5 protein-coding genes are annotated in these 20,808 nt (G+C 42.7%); all 5 read left to right on the top strand.

Annotation, left to right across the window (positions count from 1 at the left end; genetic code table 11):
- Positions 1-176: 176 nt before the first annotated feature.
- Complete coding sequence (locus QUA77_RS04525) at positions 177-5,543, top strand: AAA family ATPase (RefSeq protein ID WP_333449386.1); 5,367 nt, start codon at positions 177-179, stop codon at positions 5,541-5,543.
- Between the two features lie 90 nt (positions 5,544-5,633).
- A complete protein-coding gene (locus QUA77_RS04520; RefSeq protein WP_333449385.1) occupies positions 5,634-11,000 on the top strand; it encodes an AAA family ATPase in 5,367 nt (1,788 codons plus the stop codon).
- A 253-nt stretch (positions 11,001-11,253) separates the two neighbouring features.
- Positions 11,254-13,971: an ATP-binding protein gene (locus QUA77_RS04515; RefSeq protein WP_333449384.1), complete on the top strand. Its 2,718-nt coding sequence runs from the start codon at positions 11,254-11,256 to the stop codon at positions 13,969-13,971.
- Between the two features lie 13 nt (positions 13,972-13,984).
- Positions 13,985-15,268: a response regulator gene (locus tag QUA77_RS04510; RefSeq protein WP_333449383.1), complete on the top strand. Its 1,284-nt coding sequence runs from the start codon at positions 13,985-13,987 to the stop codon at positions 15,266-15,268.
- Positions 15,269-15,358: 90 nt separating this feature from the next.
- On the top strand, positions 15,359-20,782 hold the full coding sequence (locus QUA77_RS04505) for an AAA family ATPase (protein ID WP_333449382.1): 5,424 nt from the start codon (positions 15,359-15,361) through the stop codon (positions 20,780-20,782).
- The last annotated feature ends 26 nt before the right edge of the window (positions 20,783-20,808 follow it).

The following is a 20,808-nucleotide window of genomic DNA, read 5'->3' as shown; positions in this document are numbered from 1 at the left end:
TTGAGATGCTCCCTAAGACTATCTTGATAGCTCGCCATCTTTCTCTTCAAAAGTGAAAAGAATAAAAGCGGTAGAGTCTGTAGGCTGGGGATTCCGCAGTTTTATTTTCCTCAGACTAGATCAATAAAAGTGTATACTTACTTACAAGAGTCAATATCTGAGATGGAGTAATCCAGATGAGTGCAGCAGTTGATTTGACTAACCGAGTTTCAGGATATCATCTGGTTGAGCAATTATACTGTGGTTCGAGAACCCTAGTTTATCGAGCTATCCGAGAAACAGATCAGCTTCCAGTTGTCATTAAACTATTAAATCGAGACTATCCCAGCTTCAGCGAACTGCTGCAATTCCGCAACCAGTATACCATCGCCAAAAATCTACGTCTGCCTGGAGTCGTTGAGCCCTACAATTTGGACTCCTATCGCCACAGCTATGCCCTAGTAATGGAGGATTTTGGCGGTATTTCTCTACGAGACTACGCCCAAGAACGCAAGCTGACTCTAGCAGAAATCTTGGAAATTGCCATTCAAATAACTGACATCCTTGACGGACTGTACCGAAACAGAGTCATCCACAAAGATATTAAGCCAGCTAACGTCCTAATACATCCGGAAACTAAACAAGTCAAACTGATTGACTTCAGCATCGCCTCGCTACTGCCGAGAGAAACTCAAGAAATTCAAAATCCTAACATTTTAGAGGGAACCCTCGCCTATATTTCTCCCGAACAAACTGGACGAATGAACCGAGGCATCGACTACCGCACCGACTTTTATTCTCTGGGAGTTACTTTTTACGAACTGCTGACAGGAAAACTGCCATTTGAATGTGCCGATCCGATGGAATTAGTTCACTGCCATATTGCCAAACAACCTCCTGCAATAAACAGCCAAGAAATCCCGCAGGTGATTTCGGATATTGTCATGAAGCTGATGGCAAAAAATGCCGAACAGCGCTATCAAAGTGCCTGGGGATTGAAGCATGACTTAGAAAAGTGTTGGCAGGAGTGCCAAGAAACTGGAAAAATTGAAACTTTTGAGTTAGGAACGCGGGATGTATGCGATCGCTTCCTGATTCCCGAAAAGCTTTATGGTCGAGAAAAAGAAGTACAAACCCTGTTGAATGCCTTCGACCGCGTGGTAAATGGCACATCAGAATTAATGCTAGTCGCTGGCTTCTCCGGGATTGGAAAAACGGCTGTAGTCAACGAGGTACATAAACCCATTGTCCGGCAACGGGGATATTTCATTAAAGGCAAATTCGACCAGTTCAACCGCAATATTCCCTTTTCGGCATTTGTCCAGGCATTCCGCGATTTTATGGCACAATTACTCAGTGAAAGTGATGCCAAAATCAAAGAATGGAAAACTAAACTTCTCGAAGCGCTGGGTGACAACGGACAAGTCATTATTGAAGTCATTCCCGAACTCGAACGGATTATTGGACGGCAACCCCCAGCCCCCGAAGTATCGGGGATTTCTGCTCAAAATCTCTTTAATTTGCTCTTCCACAAATTCATTGCTGTCTTCACCACAAAAGAACATCCATTGGTGATATTTTTGGATGACTTACAATGGGCAGATTCGGCATCGCTGAAGTTAATGCAATTGCTCGTCAATGAGTCGCAATTGGGTTATCTGTTGCTGCTGGGAGCCTATCGGAATAATGAAGTATCACCCAGCCATCCCCTGATGTTGACCCTAGATGAGGTGAGGAAGGCAGGAACCACACTCAACACTATTACATTAGCACCGCTTGCCCAAATCAGTTTAAATCAATTGGTAGCGGATACGCTAGTTTGCGATCCGAAGTTGGCACAACCGCTGACAGAATTGGTCTATCAAAAAACTCAAGGAAACCCATTTTTTGCAACGCAGTTTCTCAAAGCCTTGCATCAGGATGAATTGATTACTTTTGAGATCCAATCGGGACATTGGCAGTGCGATATTAGCAAAGTGAGAGAGGCAGCACTGACAGATAATGTAGTGGAATTTATGGCGCAGCAGTTGCAGAAATTGCCCCGAGAAACTCAGTCTGTTTTGAAATTAGCCGCTTGCATTGGCAACCAGTTTGACTTAGCAACATTGGCAGTTGTTCTAGAAAGTTCTGAAACTGAAACTGCAACGGCGCTATGGAAAGCGTTACAAGAAGGTTTGGTTTTGCCCCAAAGTGAAGTTTATAAGTTTTATGTAGGAATAGAACAGAATGTTTCTCAACCGATTTCTCGAACGGTTGCCTATCGCTTCTTGCACGATCGCGTCCAGCAAGCGGCTTATTCCTTGATTCCCGATGACAAAAAGCAAGCCACTCATCTCAAAATCGGGCAGTTGCTACTACAAAATTCCTCAGACATAGAGCAGGATGAAAAAATATTTGAGATTGTCAGACACTTAAATCAGGGTAAAGATTTAATCGCTCAACCAAGGGAGCGCCAAGAATTAGCCGAATTAAATTTAGTGACAGGGCGGAAAGCCAAAACTTCTAACGCTTATGCTGCCGCAACGGTATATTTACAAACAGCGATGGAGTTACTGACAACAGACTGTTGGCAAAATCAGTATGAACTGACCCTAAATATTTACATTGCTACTGCCGAAGCTGAATATTTAAACCTTAACTTTGAGAAATCATTAAAATTAGCTGAATTGGCGCTGACAGCAGTCAAGAGTTTACTCGAAAAAGTGAGAATTTATGAATTACAAATGCAAATTCATATTGCTCAGCAAATAGAAATGCTTGCGGCAGTAGAGATTGGGTTAGAAGTGTTAGAAAAACTATCAATCTCTTTACTAACAATTGACTTGGAAAAGGATTTAATAATTGATTTACCCAATCTTGACGATTTAGATAATTTGCCACTTATGACAGATCCATATAAGCTGGCAGCTATGCAAATTTTAAGAACACTCTGTACTCCTGTATTTGTAGCAAGGCCAGAGATTTTTCCGCAATTAATCATCACTATGATTAAGTTGTGTATTAAATATGGAGATTCAGCAATATCATCTTTTGCCTATGGTTTTTACGGGTTATTATTAGTAGGATTGGGTCAATTAGATAGAGGTTATTATGCAGGTTTAATTGCCTTAAACTTATTAGATAAGTTCAACGCTAAAGAGCTAAAAGCCCAAGTTTATAACTTGTTTAATGGCAATATTCGCACTTGGAAAGAACCAGCAAAAAATAGTGTGGAACCTTTGCGAGAAGGACTACAAGCAGGGCTAGAAGTAGGTGATTTTGAATGGGGTGGATATTGTGCTGCAAATTTGTGTAGTTACTTATTTTTTACGGAAGATAACTTAGAAGCAGCCATCCAGCAACAAGAATTTTATGGTAATTTTTGTATTAACTTTAAACAAGAAAGTTCTACGCATTTCTCGCAAGTATGGCGACAATTAGGTTTGAATTTACAGGGTCATGCCGCAGATCCCCTATTATTGATCGGTAAAAGCTTTGATGAAGATAAAAATTTGCCCCGCATTATTGCTGCTAAATCGGGAATAGTTTTATTTATGTTTTATCTGGCTAAAACTATTCTAGGTTACTTGTTAGGCGATAGTAGCCAAGCCTTAAAAAATGTGAGTCTAGCACAGGAGCAATCCGGCTCGGCTTTTGGTTTTATGCAAGTCATAGTTCTCAATTTTTACCATTCGCTAACATTGTTAAATCTGTATGCTGAAGTCACGGTAGATGAAAAAATAAGCTACTTGGAACAAGTCAATGTTAATCAGGAAAAAATGAAGTTTTGGGCAGAAAATACACCCGAAGTAAATCGGTATAGATATGAATTAATTGAAGCGGAAAAGGCTAGGGTATTAGGGATTAATTGGCAAGCATTAGAGTTATACGATCGCGCGATAGCAGGATCCAAAGAAAACGGATATTTCCAAGAAGAAGCGATCGCCAACGAATTAGCTGCCAAGTTCTACCTTGATTGCAGCAAAGAAAAAGTTGCCGCCAGCTATATGCAGGAAGCATATTACTGTTATGCCCGCTGGGGAGCACTAGCCAAGGTTGAAGACTTAGAACAACGCTATCCCAAATTACTTCATCCCATCCTGAATCAGCCCAAACTCCGCTTTAATCCTCTAGAGACGCTAGCAACGATTAGCCACTCTTCGCAGACTTCCAGTAATAGCAGCACCAGTATTTCCGAGGCTCTTGATTTCGCATCTATTGTGCAAGCTGCTCAAGCTTTATCCAGTAAAATTCAGCTTGATGAATTGCTCGACACCCTCAACCAAATTATTTTAAAAACTTCGGGCGCCGAAACTTGTGCTTTGCTACTCCCCCATCAGGATGAATGGCAAATCCGGGCAATAACTCACATCAACCCAGATAACCAGACACCCACTACCCTGCTGCAAACCCAATCTATAGAGGGCTCGGCGGTGATTCCGCTCAAGCTGGTTTATTATGTCAAACACACCCTGGAAACTGTGGTTGTTGAAGGTGGCAAGACCGATATTCCGGGTTTAATGAATGATTGTACGCTCCAGTATCACTCTCAGAGTATGCTATGTACTCCGATTCTCGATCGCGGGAACTTAGTTGGCATACTTTATCTCGAACATCGATCGACAAAAGGAGTGTTTACTCGCGATCGTCTCCTCATCCTCAACTTCCTCTGCACTCAGGCTGCCATTTCCCTAGAAAATGCGCGATTGTATCAGCAAGCCCAGGACTATGCCCACCAGGTGGAACAATCTCAACTGCAATTAGTACAGAGCGAAAAAATGTCGGCTTTGGGGAATTTAGTGGCCGGGGTTGCCCATGAAATTAATAATCCAGTCGGATTTATTTCTGGCAATATTCATGAAGCGATCGCCGCCGTCAAGGATCTGACTAAATACCTGCAAGTCTACCAAGAAAAATTTCCCCATCCTGGAGATGACATCGAGCAAATAGCAGAAGAACTTGACATTGAATATATCTTAGAAGATTTACCCAAAATGTTGAATTCGATGCAAATCGGGTGCGATCGCATTCAAGGTATCAGCACCAGTCTTCGTACCTTCTCCCGAGCCGACAAAGATTACAAAGTGCCTTTCAATATTCATGACGGAATTAACAGTACGATTTTGATTCTCAAACACAGATTGAAAGCGAACGAACAGCGTCCAGCGATTGAAGTTGTGAAAGAGTACGGGAACTTGCCCTCAGTGGATTGCTTCCCCGGACAATTAAATCAGGTGTTTATGAATATATTGGCAAATGCCATTGATGCACTGGAAGAATCAAATCGGGAACGGAGTTTAGAGAAGATTAAAGCCCCAGCCAATTGCATTACGATTCGCACCGAAAGACAGTCTAAGGAGTGGGTGACGATTCGCATTTCTGACAGCGGGCCAGGGATATCAGAGGAGATAAAAGGTCAGATTTTTGATCACTTATTTACAACTAAAGGTGTGGGTAAAGGGACGGGATTGGGTTTGGCGATCGCACGGCAGATTGTAGTTGAGAAACACGGCGGTACAATTGAGGTAAATTCTGTATTAGGAGAAGGGACGGAGTTTACAATATCATTGCCTACAAACGGATGAAATTAATTATGCGATAGCTGCCTTTAACCCTTACACATAGAGGCGCACATTAATTTTTAGCAGTCAATATTTGAGATGAGGATAGCCAAAATGAATGCAGGTATAGATTTAACCAGTCCAATTGCCGGATACCGTCTAATCGAGCAACTGTACAGTGGTTCTAAAACCCTAGTATATCGAGCTATCCGAGAAACAGACCAGATTCCGGTTGTCATTAAACTATTAAATCGAGACTATCCCAGCTTCAGCGAACTGCTGCAATTCCGCAACCAGTACACCATCGCCAAAAACCTACGTCTGCCGGGAGTCGTTGAACCCTACAATTTAGAGTCCTATCGCCACAGCTATGCCCTAGTGATGGAGGATTTTGGCGGTATTTCTCTACGAGACTACGCCCAAAAGCAAGCGCTGACTCTGGCAGAAATCTTGGAAATTGCCATTCAAATAACTGACATTCTCCATGGACTCTATCGGCATCGAGTCATCCACAAAGATATTAAGCCAGCTAACGTCCTGATTCATCCCGAAACCAAACAAGTCAAACTGATTGACTTCAGCATCGCCTCCCTACTTCCGAGAGAAACTCAAGAAATTCAAAATCCCAACATCTTAGAAGGAACCCTCGCCTATATTTCTCCCGAACAAACTGGACGAATGAACCGAGGCATCGACTACCGCACCGACTTTTATTCTCTGGGAGCCACATTTTACGAACTGCTGACAGGAAAACTGCCATTTGAATGTGACGACCCCATGGAGTTGGTTCACTGCCATATTGCCAAACAACCTCTTGCAATAAACAGCCAAGAAATCCCGCAGGTAGTTTCGGATATGGTGATGAAGCTGATGGCAAAGAATGCCGAAAAACGCTATCAAAGTGCCAAGGGATTGAAGTATGACTTAGAACGGTGTTTGCAGCAGTACCAAGAAACTGGAAAGATTGAAACATTTGAGTTAGGAACGCGAGATATATGCGATCGCTTCCTGATTCCTGAAAAACTCTACGGTCGAGAAACTGAAGTACAAACCCTGTTGAATGCCTTCGACCGCGTGGTAAATGGCACATCAGAATTAATGCTGGTTGCGGGTTTTTCCGGGATTGGTAAAACGGCAGTCGTCAACGAGGTACATAAACCGATTGTCCGGCAGCGCGGCTATTTTATCAAAGGCAAATTCGACCAGTTCAACCGCAATATTCCCTTTTCTGCTTTTGTGCAAGCCTTCCGGGATTTTATGGGACAATTGCTATCAGAATCTGATGCTGAGTTACAAAGCTGGAAAACCAGGATTCTGTCAGCAGTTGGAGACAACGGGCAAGTCTTGATTGACGTAATTCCTGAAGTAGAAAGCATTATTGGCACTCAACCTCCTGCACAAGAACTATCAGGAAGTGCGGCACAGAATCGCTTCAATCTGCTAATGCAGAAATTTGTGCAAGTTTTTACCACAAAAGAACATCCCTTGGTGATGTTTTTGGACGATTTGCAGTGGGCGGATTCAGCATCACTAAAGCTGTTACAACTGTTGATGGAGGATACAGGGCATTTATTGGTGTTGGGTGCTTATCGGGATAATGAAGTGTCGCCAGTTCATCCGTTGATTTTGACAGTGGATGAGATTGTTAAGTCTGGGGCGAGGGTGAATACGATTACGCTACAACCGTTGAGTTTAGGGGATATGAATCAGTTGGTGGCAGAGACGCTGAACTGCGATTTGCCTATTGCTCAACCCTTGACAGAATTGGTGTATCAAAAAACTAAGGGTAATCCCTTCTTTGCCACACAGTTCCTTAAGGCATTACATGACGATGGGTTGATTACCTTTGATGGGAATATACGGTATTGGCAGTGCGATATTGCTCAAGTCAGAGCTTTAGCTATCACCGATGATGTGGTGGAGTTTATGGCACTGCAATTGCAGAAGCTACCGATCGCAACTCAGGCTGTCCTGAAGTTGGCGGCTTGTATTGGCGCTCAGTTTGATTTAGCTACTTTGGCGATCGTTTCCGAAAAGTTACCCGAAGAAACGGCGGCTGATTTGTGGAAAGCGTTACAAGAAGGGTTGCTCGTCCCCACCACCGAAATCTATAAATTCTTCACTAACCTTGATAATTTCGCTACTGTCAACCAAGCTGCTAATGCAAATTACAAATTCCTACACGATCGCGTCCAGCAAGCTGCCTATTCGCTAATTCCTGATTTAGATAAAAAAGCAACCCATCTCAAAATCGGACAATTACTTCAGCACAATTATTCAGAAATAGAGCAAGAGGAAAAACTATTTGATATTGTCGGTCATTTGAATCGAGGAATTGAGTTAATTACTCAACCGAGCGAACGGGAAAAATTAGCTCAACTAAATTTAGAAGCCGGACGCAAGGCCCGAAATTCTACAGCTTATGCTGCGGCAAGAGTCTATCTGCAAATGGGAATTGGGCTATTATCACTGGATTGTTGGCAAAGCCAGTATGAATTGACTTTGAACCTCTATGTTGCCTCCACCGAAGCCGCCTATTTGAATGCTGACCTTGATGGCATGGAAGAGATGGCAGCACTGGTGTTGCAAGAAGCTGAGACAATTTTAGAGAAAGTTAAAATTTATGTAATTAAAATCGCCGCACGGTCAGCCCAAGGCAAGGTGTTGGAGGCGATCGCAGTAGCAAGAGATACACTCTTGCAATTGGGAGTTGAATTCCCTACGGAACCTGACGAAGCCACGATTGGCAAAGCGCTACAAGCCCTGGCTAGCCAACTAAACGGCAGACGGATTGAGGAACTGGCTGACCTGCCACCAATCGCCGATCCCCAAGCGCCAGCAGCCCTCCAACTGTTAGGACTGTTGTTTACACCCATTTTCCAGGGAATCCCCGGTTTGCTGCCCCTACTGAGTTCCACGATGGTGAGTTTATCGCTCCAATTTGGGAATGCACCCGCATCGACGGTAGGGTATGCGATTCACGGACTGGTGCTGTGTGCCTTTTTGGGAGATGTGGAAACCGGCTATGCCTTTGGTAAATTGGCACTCTCATTGCTAGAGCGGTTGAATGTGCGGGAATTCAAGTCTATAATTCTGGTTCTGTTTGGGTGTTTTATTCAGCATCGCCAAGAAGCTATAAGGGCAACGATACCGACTCTGAAAGATGGCTATCTAGCTGGCATGGAAACTGCCGCTTTTCTCTACGCTGGCTACAACATAAATGTTTACTTTTATGCCCATTTCTTCGGTGGGGTAGAACTAGACAGTTGGGAAACTGAAATAGTAAGTTATAGCGCTGCCTTGGCTCAGGTGAAGCAATATTCTGCCCAGGCTTTGTTGGATATGACGCAGCCGTTGGTTTATAACTTGAGGGAAACTGTAAGTCAACCGGATTGCTTAATGGGCTCTGCCTACGATGAAACGGTGATGATTCCTCAGCACCATCAGAATAATGAACTCACCGCGATCGCTTGTGCCTACATCTACAAACTGTTGCTTGCTTACTTATGGGGTAATTACACGGCTGCCCTAGACCACATGGCTCAAAGCCAACAGTATTTGATGGCAGTATCGGGATTGGTTTTTGTTCCCGCTTTCCATTTCTATGCCGCCCTCACCCACCTAGCACTTTTCCCCACACAGCCAGAAATTGAGCAACCTGAAATTCTTGCCTCTGTGGAAACCCATCAAACCACTCTGCAACAGTGGGCGCAAAATGCTCCGATGAATCATCTGCATAAATGGTATTTAGTTGAGGCTGAACGGAAACGTGTTTTGGGCAATAAAGTAGAAGCAATAGATTTGTACGATCGCGCAATCTCCCTCGCTAAAGAAAATCAATTCCTCAACGAAGAAGCACTAGCTAATGAACTAGCAGCGAAATTTTACCTGGAATGGGATAAAGAAAAATTTGCCCAAGTTTATGCGATTGAGGCTTACTACGCCTACAGTCGTTGGGGAGCAAAAGCTAAAGTTGACGATCTGGAAAAATGTTATCCCCAACTCCTCGCTCCCATCTTTCAGCAATCTCGTTTCTTGACCTCGTTCCAGGGAACTATCTCTCTGGGAACGATCGCTTCAAGTCACACTTCTAGTAGCGTCTCTGAAGTTCTAGATTTAGCTACTCTAGTCAAAGCCTCTCAAGCCATTTCTGGGGAGATTGAACTAGATAAACTCCTGACTACTCTCCTAAAAATAGTAATTACGAACGCTGGGGCCGATAAGTGTGTCTTATTGCTAAAACAAGATGTTGAGTTACAAGTAGTAGCCCTTGTAGAAGAGGCACAGGAACCGCAACTATTACCATCAATGCCTCTACAATCAAGTCAGGATGTGGCGATTAGTTTGGTTAATACTGTCAAACGGAGTTTGAAACCTCTGGTACTTGTCGATGCGAGGATAAATCCTCAGTTTGCAGGCGATCGCTATATTGAACAGCATCAGCCGAAAAGTGTTCTTTGTAGTCCAATTCTTAATCAAGGCAAGTTGATTGGAATTTTATATCTCGAAAATAACCTGACGGTGGGGGCATTTACCAGCGATCGCGTTGAAGTGCTGAATCTAATTTGCTCTCAAGCTGCCATTTCTTTGGAAAATGCCCGTCTTTATCAAGAATCCCAACAAGCCCTTACAGACCTCAAACAGGCACAACTAAAAATAGTCCAAAGTGAAAAAATGTCGGCATTAGGCAATTTAGTAGCTGGGGTGGCTCACGAAATTAACAACCCTGTAGGCTTCCTTGCTGGCAACATTACCCCTGCTTTAGATTACATTAATGATTTGTTTGGATTGCTCGATCTATTTCAGCAAGAATATCCTAATTACACTGCGGCCATTAAAGAGGAAATTGAAGCGATAGACCTCGATTATATCCGGGAAGACTTACCAAAGTTAGTGGGTTCCATGAGCGAAGGAGTGAAGCGAATCAAAGGCATCAGCACCAGTCTTCGCATCTTTTCCCGTGCCGATAGCGATCGCCCCGTTGCCTGCAATATCCACGACGGCATTGATAGCACAATTATGATCCTCAAACATCGCCTCAAGGCAAACGACACTCGCCCTGAGATTCGGGTAATTAAAGAGTATGGTGATTTACCGGAAGTAGAATGTTATGCAGGACAGCTCAATCAGGTATTTATGAATTTGTTGGCTAATGCGATAGATGCTTTAGAAGAAGCAAATACGGGACGTAGTTATGCAGAAATCAAAATTAATCATAATCAAATTATTATCAAGACTGAATTATCGGAAGATCGGCAGAAAGCAATAATTCGGATAAAAGATAACGGTATTGGCATGAGTGAGACGGTGAGGCAGAAGGTTTTTGATGATTTATTTACTACCAAGGGAGTAGGGAAAGGCACGGGATTGGGATTGGCGATCGCGCGTCAAATTGTAGTTGAAAAACATCACGGAGAAATCAAAGTTGATTCTGTCCCTAGCGAGGGGACTGTGTTTTCGATCACTATCCCTGTCATCTAAGGGAATATAATAGAACTCAATATTATATCAACACATTTGAAACACTACTAAATTAACGATGAAATCAAAGTTGATTCTGTCCCAAGCGAGGGGACTGTGTTTTCGATCACTATCCCTGTCATCTAAGGGAATAGAATAGAATTAAATATGATATCAACACATTTGAAACACTACCAAATTAACGATTGCCAAACATCAGGCTGGCTCACCTTATTTCGGTAAATTTCCAAGTGGATCATTATCTAGGTCTAACATGAATCCAAATAAAACCATACCTTTAAGACTTGTGCTAGTAGTTCCGTTTGTATTGCAAGTCTTTGCCACCGTCGGACTGACTGGCTATCTGTCCCTGCGAAATGGACAGATAGCCGTCAATGATGTTTCTAGTCAGTTGCGTGAAGAGATCGGCGATCGCATTAACCAGCAAGTCCTGAGCTATTTGGAAAGACCTTATATTGCTGGACAAGCGATCGTCGCGGCTGCTCAAGAGGGGCAGTTAGATTTAACAGATGTCACTAAACTAGAACGGACTTTCTGGCGGTTAGTTAGCCAAGGTACGATCGAATTTATGCAAATTGGCTTGGCTGATGGCACGGGTATCACCTTAGAGAATACACCCAAGGACGGCATCGTTTCTCGTATTGGTTCCAAAGCGAATCTACCTCAGCGTGAAATCTACCAACTGAACGATCGAGGTCAACAAACTAGGTTGGTAGAAACTCAAGCAAAGTTTGACCCCCGGACTCGACCCTGGTATAAAACTGCACAGAAAGCCGGAAAACCAACCTGGTCATCTCAGCCCTATTTAAGCCAGGTGGATAAATTGGTGACAATTTCTCTATCTCAGCCAATCTACGACAACAATCGAGTATTGTTGGGAATTCAAAACAGTAACTTTCGGATTAGCAAGATTCATACCTTTCTCAGTCAGCTAAAGGTGGGCCAAACAGGACAAACATTTATCATCGATCAATCCGGCAACTTGATTGCCAGTTCAAAGATCGAAAATCCTTACATTATTGACCTTAAAAAACAGGATTTGCAACAAATTCCTGCCGTCAAGTCGGAAAATTATGTAATTAGTGCCACAGCGCAAGCAATCCTCGATCGATTTGGTAACTTTAACGCCATTACACAGAGTCAACAGCTTGATTTTTGGCTGGCAAATCAGCATCAGTTAGTTCAAGTTTCAGCCATTCGAGACGAACGAGGTATCGATTGGCTCAGCGTCATTGTCGTGCCCGAATCAGATTTCATGGCACAAATTAATGCCAACACCCGCACCACTATTTTGCTCTGTTTGGTGGCGTTGGGTTTGGCAACTATTCTAGGCATCTATACTTCTCGCTGGATTACCAGTCCGATTCTGAAATTACAAAAGGCAAGTGAGGCGATCGCATCTGGCTCTCTTGACCAAACAGTGGCAGTTAAAGGGATTGATGAATTAGAAGCCCTGGCTGGTTCCTTTAACCAAATGGCAGGACAATTGCGAACTTCCTTTACAGAACTAGAAACTCGTGTAGAAGAACGCACCGCCGAACTCACTATTGCCAAAGAAGCTGCCGATAATGCCAACCAAGCCAAGAGCGATTTCCTCGCCAACATGAGCCACGAACTTCGCACACCTCTCAACGGGATTCTCGGCTATGCCCAAATTCTCGAACGTACTAAAACTATACCCGAAAAAGAACGTCATGGTATAAATATCATCCACCAATGCGGTTCTCATCTACTAACATTAATCAACGATATTTTAGATCTTTCCAAAATCGAAGCCCGCAAACTAGAACTTACCTCCCAAGCCATTTACTTGCCATTTTTCTTGCAAGGAGTAGTAGAAATCTGTCGAGTGCGTTCAGACCAAAAAGGTATCGAGTTCATTTATCAACCAGATACAAACTTACCCACAGGAATTATAACTGACGAAAAACGACTCCGCCAAGTGCTACTCAATCTCTTAGGAAATTCGATTAAATTCACCGATAAAGGCAGCGTGACCCTCAAGGTAGAAGTGATAGAATCAAATGCAGCGAGGCTATTGCCTCAGCTTAAATTTCAAGCGATCGATACAGGAGTTGGCATCGCATCTGACCAAGTAAACAAACTATTCCAAGCATTTGAACAAGTAGGCGATCGCAAACGCCACGCGGAAGGCACAGGCTTAGGTTTAGCCATCAGTCAAAGAATTGTGGAATTGATGGGCGGAAAAATTCAAGTTGAAAGCCATCTGGGAATAGGCAGTAACTTCTACTTTGAAATAGCACTGCCGATCGCCACCGACTGGGCTCAAAAAAGTTCAGTCAAAGACGGGCGCACAATTATCGGCTATGAAGGGCCACCACGCCACATATTGATCGTGGATGACCGTTGGGAAAATCGGTCAGTATTGGCGAACCTGCTAGAGCCTCTAGGGTTCACATTTACTGAAGCAGAGAATGGTCAAGAAGGCTTAGAAAAAGCTATAGAAAAACTGCCAGATTTAGTTATAACTGACTTAGCGATGCCAGTAATGGATGGCTTTGAAATGCTCAAACAGTTACGAAAATCGGAGGATATCAAGCATTTACGGGTGATAGTATCTTCGGCATCGGTGGCAGAAATAGACCAGCAGAAAAGCTTAGATATGGGTGGAGATGACTTTCTGGCCAAACCCGTTGATGCAGAGGAATTGTTGACTTTGCTTGCCAAACATTTACAACTCATCTGGAAATATGATGTAACTGAGTTAACAACAAGCAATAATGAAGTATCCACGAAAGAACTAATTCCCCCATCGGCGGCGGACTTGCAAATTTTACTAGAACTGGCAGAGGATGGCTTCCTCATAGAATTGGCAGAAACCGCCGCTCAAATTGGGCAAAAGGATCAGCGCTATCAGCTTTTTATTCAGCAAGTAATACAATTAGCTAAGCAATTCCAAACTGAGAAGATCGAGGAATTAATTCAACAACATCTCACTAATAATAGTTAAAAGTTGGATGGCTATGACTATGACCACAGGTTTAACTGGCTTAATTTTAATTGTTGATGATACTCCCACCAATTTGGATGTCATCTCGGAAGCGTTGAGTAATGCGGGGTATAAGGTGGCTATCGCTACCAGTGGCGAACGCGCTCTGCAACAAGTTGAGCGGCGACCGCCCGATCTGATTTTACTGGATGTGATGATGCCGGGAATTGATGGCTTTGAAACCTGTCAACGCCTTAAAGCTAATTCCAAAACTTGCGATATTCCAGTTATGTTCATGACCGCTCTGGCTGATGTAGACAACAAAATTAAAGGGCTTAACCTTGGTGCAGTAGACTACGTTACCAAGCCCTTCCAAGAACAAGAAGTGTTAGCGCGAGTGAAAACTCATTTACAGTTGCGTCTCTTGACTCAAAACTTAGAACAGCAAGTGGCTCAAAAAACTGCTGAATTACAAGCAGCTCATATCCAAGTCATTCAACGCGAAAAATTGTCTGCTTTGGGCAACTTGGTGGCTGGTGTTGCCCACGAAATTAATAACCCCGTTGGCTTTCTTTATGGCAATATTCAGCCCGCTTTAGACTACATCAAAGATTTGTTTGGATTGCTCGATCTATTTCAGCAAGAATCTGCTAATTTCAGTGTGGCAATTCAAGAGGAAATTGAAGCCATTGACCTCGACTACATCCGTGAAGACTTACCTAAGTTAGTTGGCTCGATGCAAGAAGGAGTAAACCGGCTTAAAGACATTAGCATCAGCTTGCGGACATTCTCGCGTGCCGATAGCGATCGCCCCGTTGCCTGCAATATCCACGACGGCATTGATAGCACAATTATGATCCTCAAACATCGCCTCAAGGCAAACGACACTCGCCCTGAGATTCGGGTAATTAAAGAGTATGGTGATTTACCGGAAGTAGAATGTTATGCAGGACAGCTCAATCAGGTATTTATGAATTTGTTGGCTAATGCGATAGATGCTTTAGAAGAAGCAAATACGGGACGTAGTTATGCAGAAATCAAAATTAATCATAATCAAATTATTATCAAGACTGAATTATCGGAAGATCGGCAGAAAGCAATAATTCGGATAAAAGATAACGGTATTGGCATGAGTGAGACGGTGAGGCAGAAGGTTTTTGATGATTTATTTACTACCAAGGGAGTAGGGAAAGGCACGGGGTTGGGATTGGCGATCGCACGGCAGATTGTAGTTGAAAAACACGGCGGTACAATCGAGGTAAATTCTCTATGGGGAGAAGGGACGGAGTTTACGATATCATTGCCTACAAACGGATGAAGTTAATTATGCGATCGCCGCATTTAACTCTTACACACAGAGGCGCACATTAATTTTTAGCAGTCAATATTTAAGATGAGGATAGCCAAAATGAATGCAGGTATAGATTTAACCAGTCCAATTGCCGGATACCGTCTAATCGAGCAACTGTACAGTGGTTCTAAAACCCTGGTTTATCGAGCCAGTCGAGAAACAGACCAGATTCCGGTTGTCATTAAACTATTAAATCGAGACTATCCCAGTTTCAGCGAACTGCTGCAATTCCGCAACCAGTACACCATCGCCAAAAATCTACGTCTGCCGGGAGTTGTTGAACCTTACAGTCTGGAATCCTACCGCAACAGCTATGCCCTAGTAATGGAGGATTTTGGCGGTATTTCTCTGCGAGACTACGCCCAAGAACGCAAGCTGACTCTAGCAGAAATATTGGAAATTGCCATTCAAATAACTGATATCCTTGACGGACTGTACCGAAACAGAGTCATTCACAAAGATATTAAGCCAGCTAACGTTCTGATTCATCCCGAAACCAAACAAGTCAAACTGATTGACTTCAGCATCGCCTCCCTACTGCCGAGAGAAACTCAAGAAATTCAAAATCCCAACGTTTTAGAAGGAACCCTCGCCTATATTTCTCCCGAACAAACTGGACGAATGAACCGAGGCATCGACTACCGCACTGACTTTTATTCTCTGGGAGCCACTTTTTACGAACTGCTGACAGGAAAACTGCCATTTGAATGTGACGACCCGATGGAGTTGGTTCACTGCCATATAGCCAAACAACCTCCTGCAATAAACAGCCAAGAAATTCCGCAGGTGGTTTCGGATATGGTGATGAAGCTGATGGCAAAGAATGCCGAAAAACGCTATCAAAGTGCCTTGGGATTGAAACATGACTTAGAAAAGTGTTGGCAGCAGTGCCAAGAAACTGGAAAAATTGAAAGCTTTGAATTAGGAACGCGGGATATATGCGATCGCTTTCTCATCCCCGACAAACTCTATGGACGAGAAACCGAAGTAAAAACGCTCCTACAAGCCTTTGAAAGAGTCAGCGAAGGTGCAACAGAAATCATGCTAGTTGCGGGTTTTTCAGGAATTGGAAAAACCGCAGTTATAAACGAAGTTCATAAACCCATAGTGCGGCAACGTGGTTATTTTATTAAAGGAAAATATGACCAATTTCATCGCAACATTCCCTTCAGCGCCTTTGTGCAAGCATTCCGCGATTTAATGGGGCAATTGCTCTCAGAATCAGATTGGCAATTAGAAACATGGAAAAGCCAGATATTAACTGCATTAGGAGACAACGGACAAGTCTTAATTGACGTAATTCCTGAGTTGGAAAATATTATCGGTAAACAGCCAGCCGCCCTTGAATTATCGGGAACAGCCGCCCAAAATCGCTTTAATCTCCTGTTTCAAAAATTTGTGCAAGTCTTTACCAGTCAAGAACATCCGTTAGTCATGTTTTTAGATGACTTGCAATGGGCCGATTCCGCATCACTTAACTTGCTGAAATTATTGATGCAAGATGCTGGGCATCTATTAATATTAGGCGCGTATCGAGATAATGAAGTCTCTCCCGTACATCCATTCATTTTAACAGTGGATGAAATTGTCAAAACTGGGGCAACGGTGCATACAATTACTTTACCACCCTTAAGGCAACCTGATATGAATCAGTTGGTGGCAGATACACTGAATTGTAAATCATCTCTAGCCCAGCCTTTAACAAAATTGGTCTATCAAAAAACTCAAGGTAATCCTTTTTTTGCGACCCAGTTTCTCAAAGCATTACATGATGACAAGTTAATTAGCTTTGATTTCGAGATTCAATATTGGCAATGCGATATTGCCCAAGTGAAGGCCTTAGCAATTACTGATGATGTCGTTGAGTTCATGGCATTGCAATTACAGAAATTGCCCAGAGAAACTCAGGATAGTCTCAAACTAGCGGCTTGTATAGGGGCGCAGTTTGATTTGAATACCTTAGCAATTGTCAGTGAGAAATCACCAGACAGTAGCGCCACAGCTTTATGGAAAGCCTTGCAGGAAGGTTTGGTAATTCCTACTACCGAAATCTATAAGTTCTTTACCCAATCTGATAGCGAGGAACTTTTCAATGATTCCGCTAATCCGACTTATCGATTTTTACACGATCGCGTCCAACAAGCGGCTTATTCATTGATTCCTGACGAGCAAAAACAGCAGACCCATTACCATATTGGGCAACTACTCCAACAAAACTTATCAGAGATAGAAAAAGAGGAAAAGCTGTTTGATATTGTCGGGCATTTAAATTTAGGAATTGAGTTCATGACTCAAGCAGAGGAACGGGAAGCCTTAGCCAGATTGAACTTAGCAGCCGGACAAAAAGCCAGAAATTCTACAGCCTATGCAGGCGCCAGAAGTTTTGTGAAAACAGGGCGGGAGTTACTCACTGAAAACTGTTGGCAAACTCAGTATGAATTAACCCTGAATCTTTATGTGGCTGCGGCTGAAACGGCTTACTTAAATGCCGATTTTAATGGCATGGAAGAAATGGCAGCCCAGGTTTTGCGATCGGCGAAAACAATACTAGATAAAGTCAAGATATTTGAGATTCAAATCAACGCACTGACAACTCAGAGTCAGATGTTAGAAGCGATCGCGATCGGCACCAATGCCCTAGCACAATTGGGGATTGAACTCCCCTATGAAACTGACGAAGCATTGACACGCATTGCATTACAAAACCTTGCCAACCAACTGGAGGGCAAACAGATCGAGGAACTGGTTAACCTTCCCGTGATGAGCGATCCTCGGACAATCGCGGCGATGCAATTGTTAGGCATCTTGTTTCCGGCTATTTTTATGGGAAATCCTGCCTTGCAGCCTCTGCTTTGTGCCACAATGGTCAGTATATCACTTCAATTTGGCAATGCACCAGCATCAACAATCGGGTATGTGGGTTATGGCATTGTGCTGTCTGGTTTTTTCTCAGAAGTAGAAAAAGGTTATCGCTTTGGGCGAGTAGCACTTAGCTTACTCAATCAGTTGAATTGGCCAGAATTTAAATGTATCACTTTACTTTGGTTTGGCTGTTTTATTCAGCATCGTCAAGAACCACTGAGGGCAACAATCCCAACTGCGAAAGAAGGGTATTTAGTCGGAATGGAAACAGGTGATTTTCTCAATGCTGGCTACTGCGTCAGTAGTTATTTATATAATAATTTTTTTTCGGGGGTAGAGATTGATGATTGGCACGCAGAAATAGAAAATTATTGTGTTGTCTTAACGACTGTGAAGCAATATTCTCCTATGGTTTACGTGAATATGGCACAACAGGCGGTGCATAACTTGAGGGAAATTGTCAATCAACCGGATTTATTAATCGGTCAGGCTTATGATGAAACAGTGATGTTTCCTCAGCATAATCAGAATAGAGAGCTTACTGCACTCGCTCTTGCCTATAACTACAAACTAATGCTTGCCTATCTCTTTGGCAACTACACCAACGCCCTAGACTACATTGCTCAAGCAAGCCTCTATTTGAGGGTGGCGGCAGCAATGATTCATACTCCGGTTTTCCATTTCTATGCCGGGTTAACCTACTTGGCAGTCTGCTCTACGCAGTCAGAAATTGAGCAAGCGAACAGTCTCGCTTTGGCAGAAACCCATCAAACCACTTTGGCTCAATGGGCACACCAGGCGCCGATGAATCACAAACATAAAATTGACTTGGTAGAAGCAGAAAAATGCCGGGTTTTAGGCAAGAATTATGAAGCTGGAGATTGGTACGATCGCGCAATTGCCGGAGCCAAGAAAAACGAATATATCCAAGAAGAAGCTTTAGGCAACGAACTAGCTGCAAAATTCTACTTAGATTGGGGGAAAGAAAAAGTTGCACAATCTTACATGATTGAGGCGTATTACTGTTATTCCCGTTGGGGTGCAAAGGCTAAAGTCGCTTATTTAGAACAACACTATCCACAACTACTAAAAGCTATTCTCCAACCTGCTAACTTTGTAATAACATCTGGGACAACAATCAACCCTACCTGGATGGGAAGCCTAGCTAGCGTCAGTAGTAGCGAGAATTTATGGTTAGATTTTCCAGCAGTAATGATGGCGGCACAAGCTATTTCACAAGAAATTGAATTAGAGAAACTGTTAGCCACTTTGATGCAGATTACGCTGGCGAATGGGGGAGCACAAATCGGTTGTTTAGTGCTTCGCCAAGACCGACAATGGTTAGTCGTCGCTCAAGCCGCACAAAAGCAGACAAAAATATTAGAAATTCCTCTGGAACAATATCAGGAAATTCCTCAGAGTTTGATTTATGCCGTGGCACGAACTCAAGCGACTGCTGTTTTTGACAACTTAAGTACAGCCGACCAATTTGCAGGCGATCGCTATATTATCGCTCATCAACCTAAATCAGTTTTATGTACTCCAATTATTCGGCAAGGAAAACTCGTCGGTATTGTGTACTTAGAAAATAACTTAACACTGGGAGCATTTACTAATGAGCGAGTAGAAATTATCCAGATACTCGCAGCTCAAGCGGCGATCTCTATTGAGAATTCTCGTTTATATAAACAAATAGAGAAATATTCCCAAAGCTTAGAAGCAGAAGTAGCGCAAAAAACGGAAGATTTAAGCCAAAAAGCTTTTGATTTAGAGCAAGCATTTAAAAACTTACAACAAACCCAATCCCAATTAATTCAGAGCGAAAAAATGTCATCTCTCGGTCAACTGGTAGCTGGCATTGCTCACGAAATCAACAATCCAGTAACATTTATTCGTAGTAATGTTGCACATATAGAGGATTATGTCAAAAATTTGCTTATTTTACTTGATATTTATCAACAAGAGTATCCTGAACCCAGTAAAGTAATTCAAGCGAAAATAGAAGAAATGGATTTAGAATTTATCTGGGAAGATTTAATTAAAATTCTGGCATCTATGAAAGCAGGGAGCGATCGCATTAGCCAAATTATCCTGAGCTTGCGTAATTTTTCCCGCTTAGATGAAGCAGAGATGAAAGCAGTAGATTTACATACCGGAATTGAAAGCACTTTGCTAATTTTACAAACTCGCTTAAGACTGAGCGATGGCAAATCAGAAATACAAATTATTAAAGATTATGGAAATCTGCCCCATGTCATTTGTTATGCTAGTGAGATAAATCAAGTATTTCTGAGTATTATCAGTAACGCTATTGATGCTGTTCAATCAATTAATAAAACAGAAAAAAATCCTGTAATCAGGATTCAGACTGAAGTCATAGAAAAAGACAGGGTTAGAATTAAAATCTCTGATAATGGTTCCGGTATCCCGGCGAATATTCAATCCCGAATATTCGATCCATTTTTTACAACTAAACCAGTTGGTAGCGGTACAGGTTTGGGTTTATCTGTTAGCTATGGTATTGTCAAAAAACATGGCGGTAAATTAACCTGTAATTCTAGAGTGGGAGATGGTACAGAGTTAGCGATCGAGATTCCTATCAGCTATATTAGAACCTAAACAAGCTTCTTACTGCTAGGCCCGTT

It is taken from the genome of Microcoleus sp. K5-D4 (genome assembly GCF_036704575.1).
GTDB lineage: Bacteria > Cyanobacteriota > Cyanobacteriia > Cyanobacteriales > Microcoleaceae > Microcoleus.
Note: the sequence above shows the minus strand (reverse complement) of the source record. Positions and strands in the feature narration are given on the sequence as shown.

Bases quoted from the DNA above. Each gene is read 5' to 3' on its own strand.
- QUA77_RS04525 (WP_333449386.1), top strand. From the start codon at position 177: ATGAGTGCAGCAGTTGATTTGACTAACCGAGTTTCAGGATATCATCTG.
- QUA77_RS04520 (WP_333449385.1), top strand. From the start codon at position 5,634: ATGAATGCAGGTATAGATTTAACCAGTCCAATTGCCGGATACCGTCTA.
- QUA77_RS04515 (WP_333449384.1), top strand. From the start codon at position 11,254: ATGAATCCAAATAAAACCATACCTTTAAGACTTGTGCTAGTAGTTCCG.
- QUA77_RS04510 (WP_333449383.1), top strand. From the start codon at position 13,985: ATGACTATGACCACAGGTTTAACTGGCTTAATTTTAATTGTTGATGAT.
- QUA77_RS04505 (WP_333449382.1), top strand. From the start codon at position 15,359: ATGAATGCAGGTATAGATTTAACCAGTCCAATTGCCGGATACCGTCTA.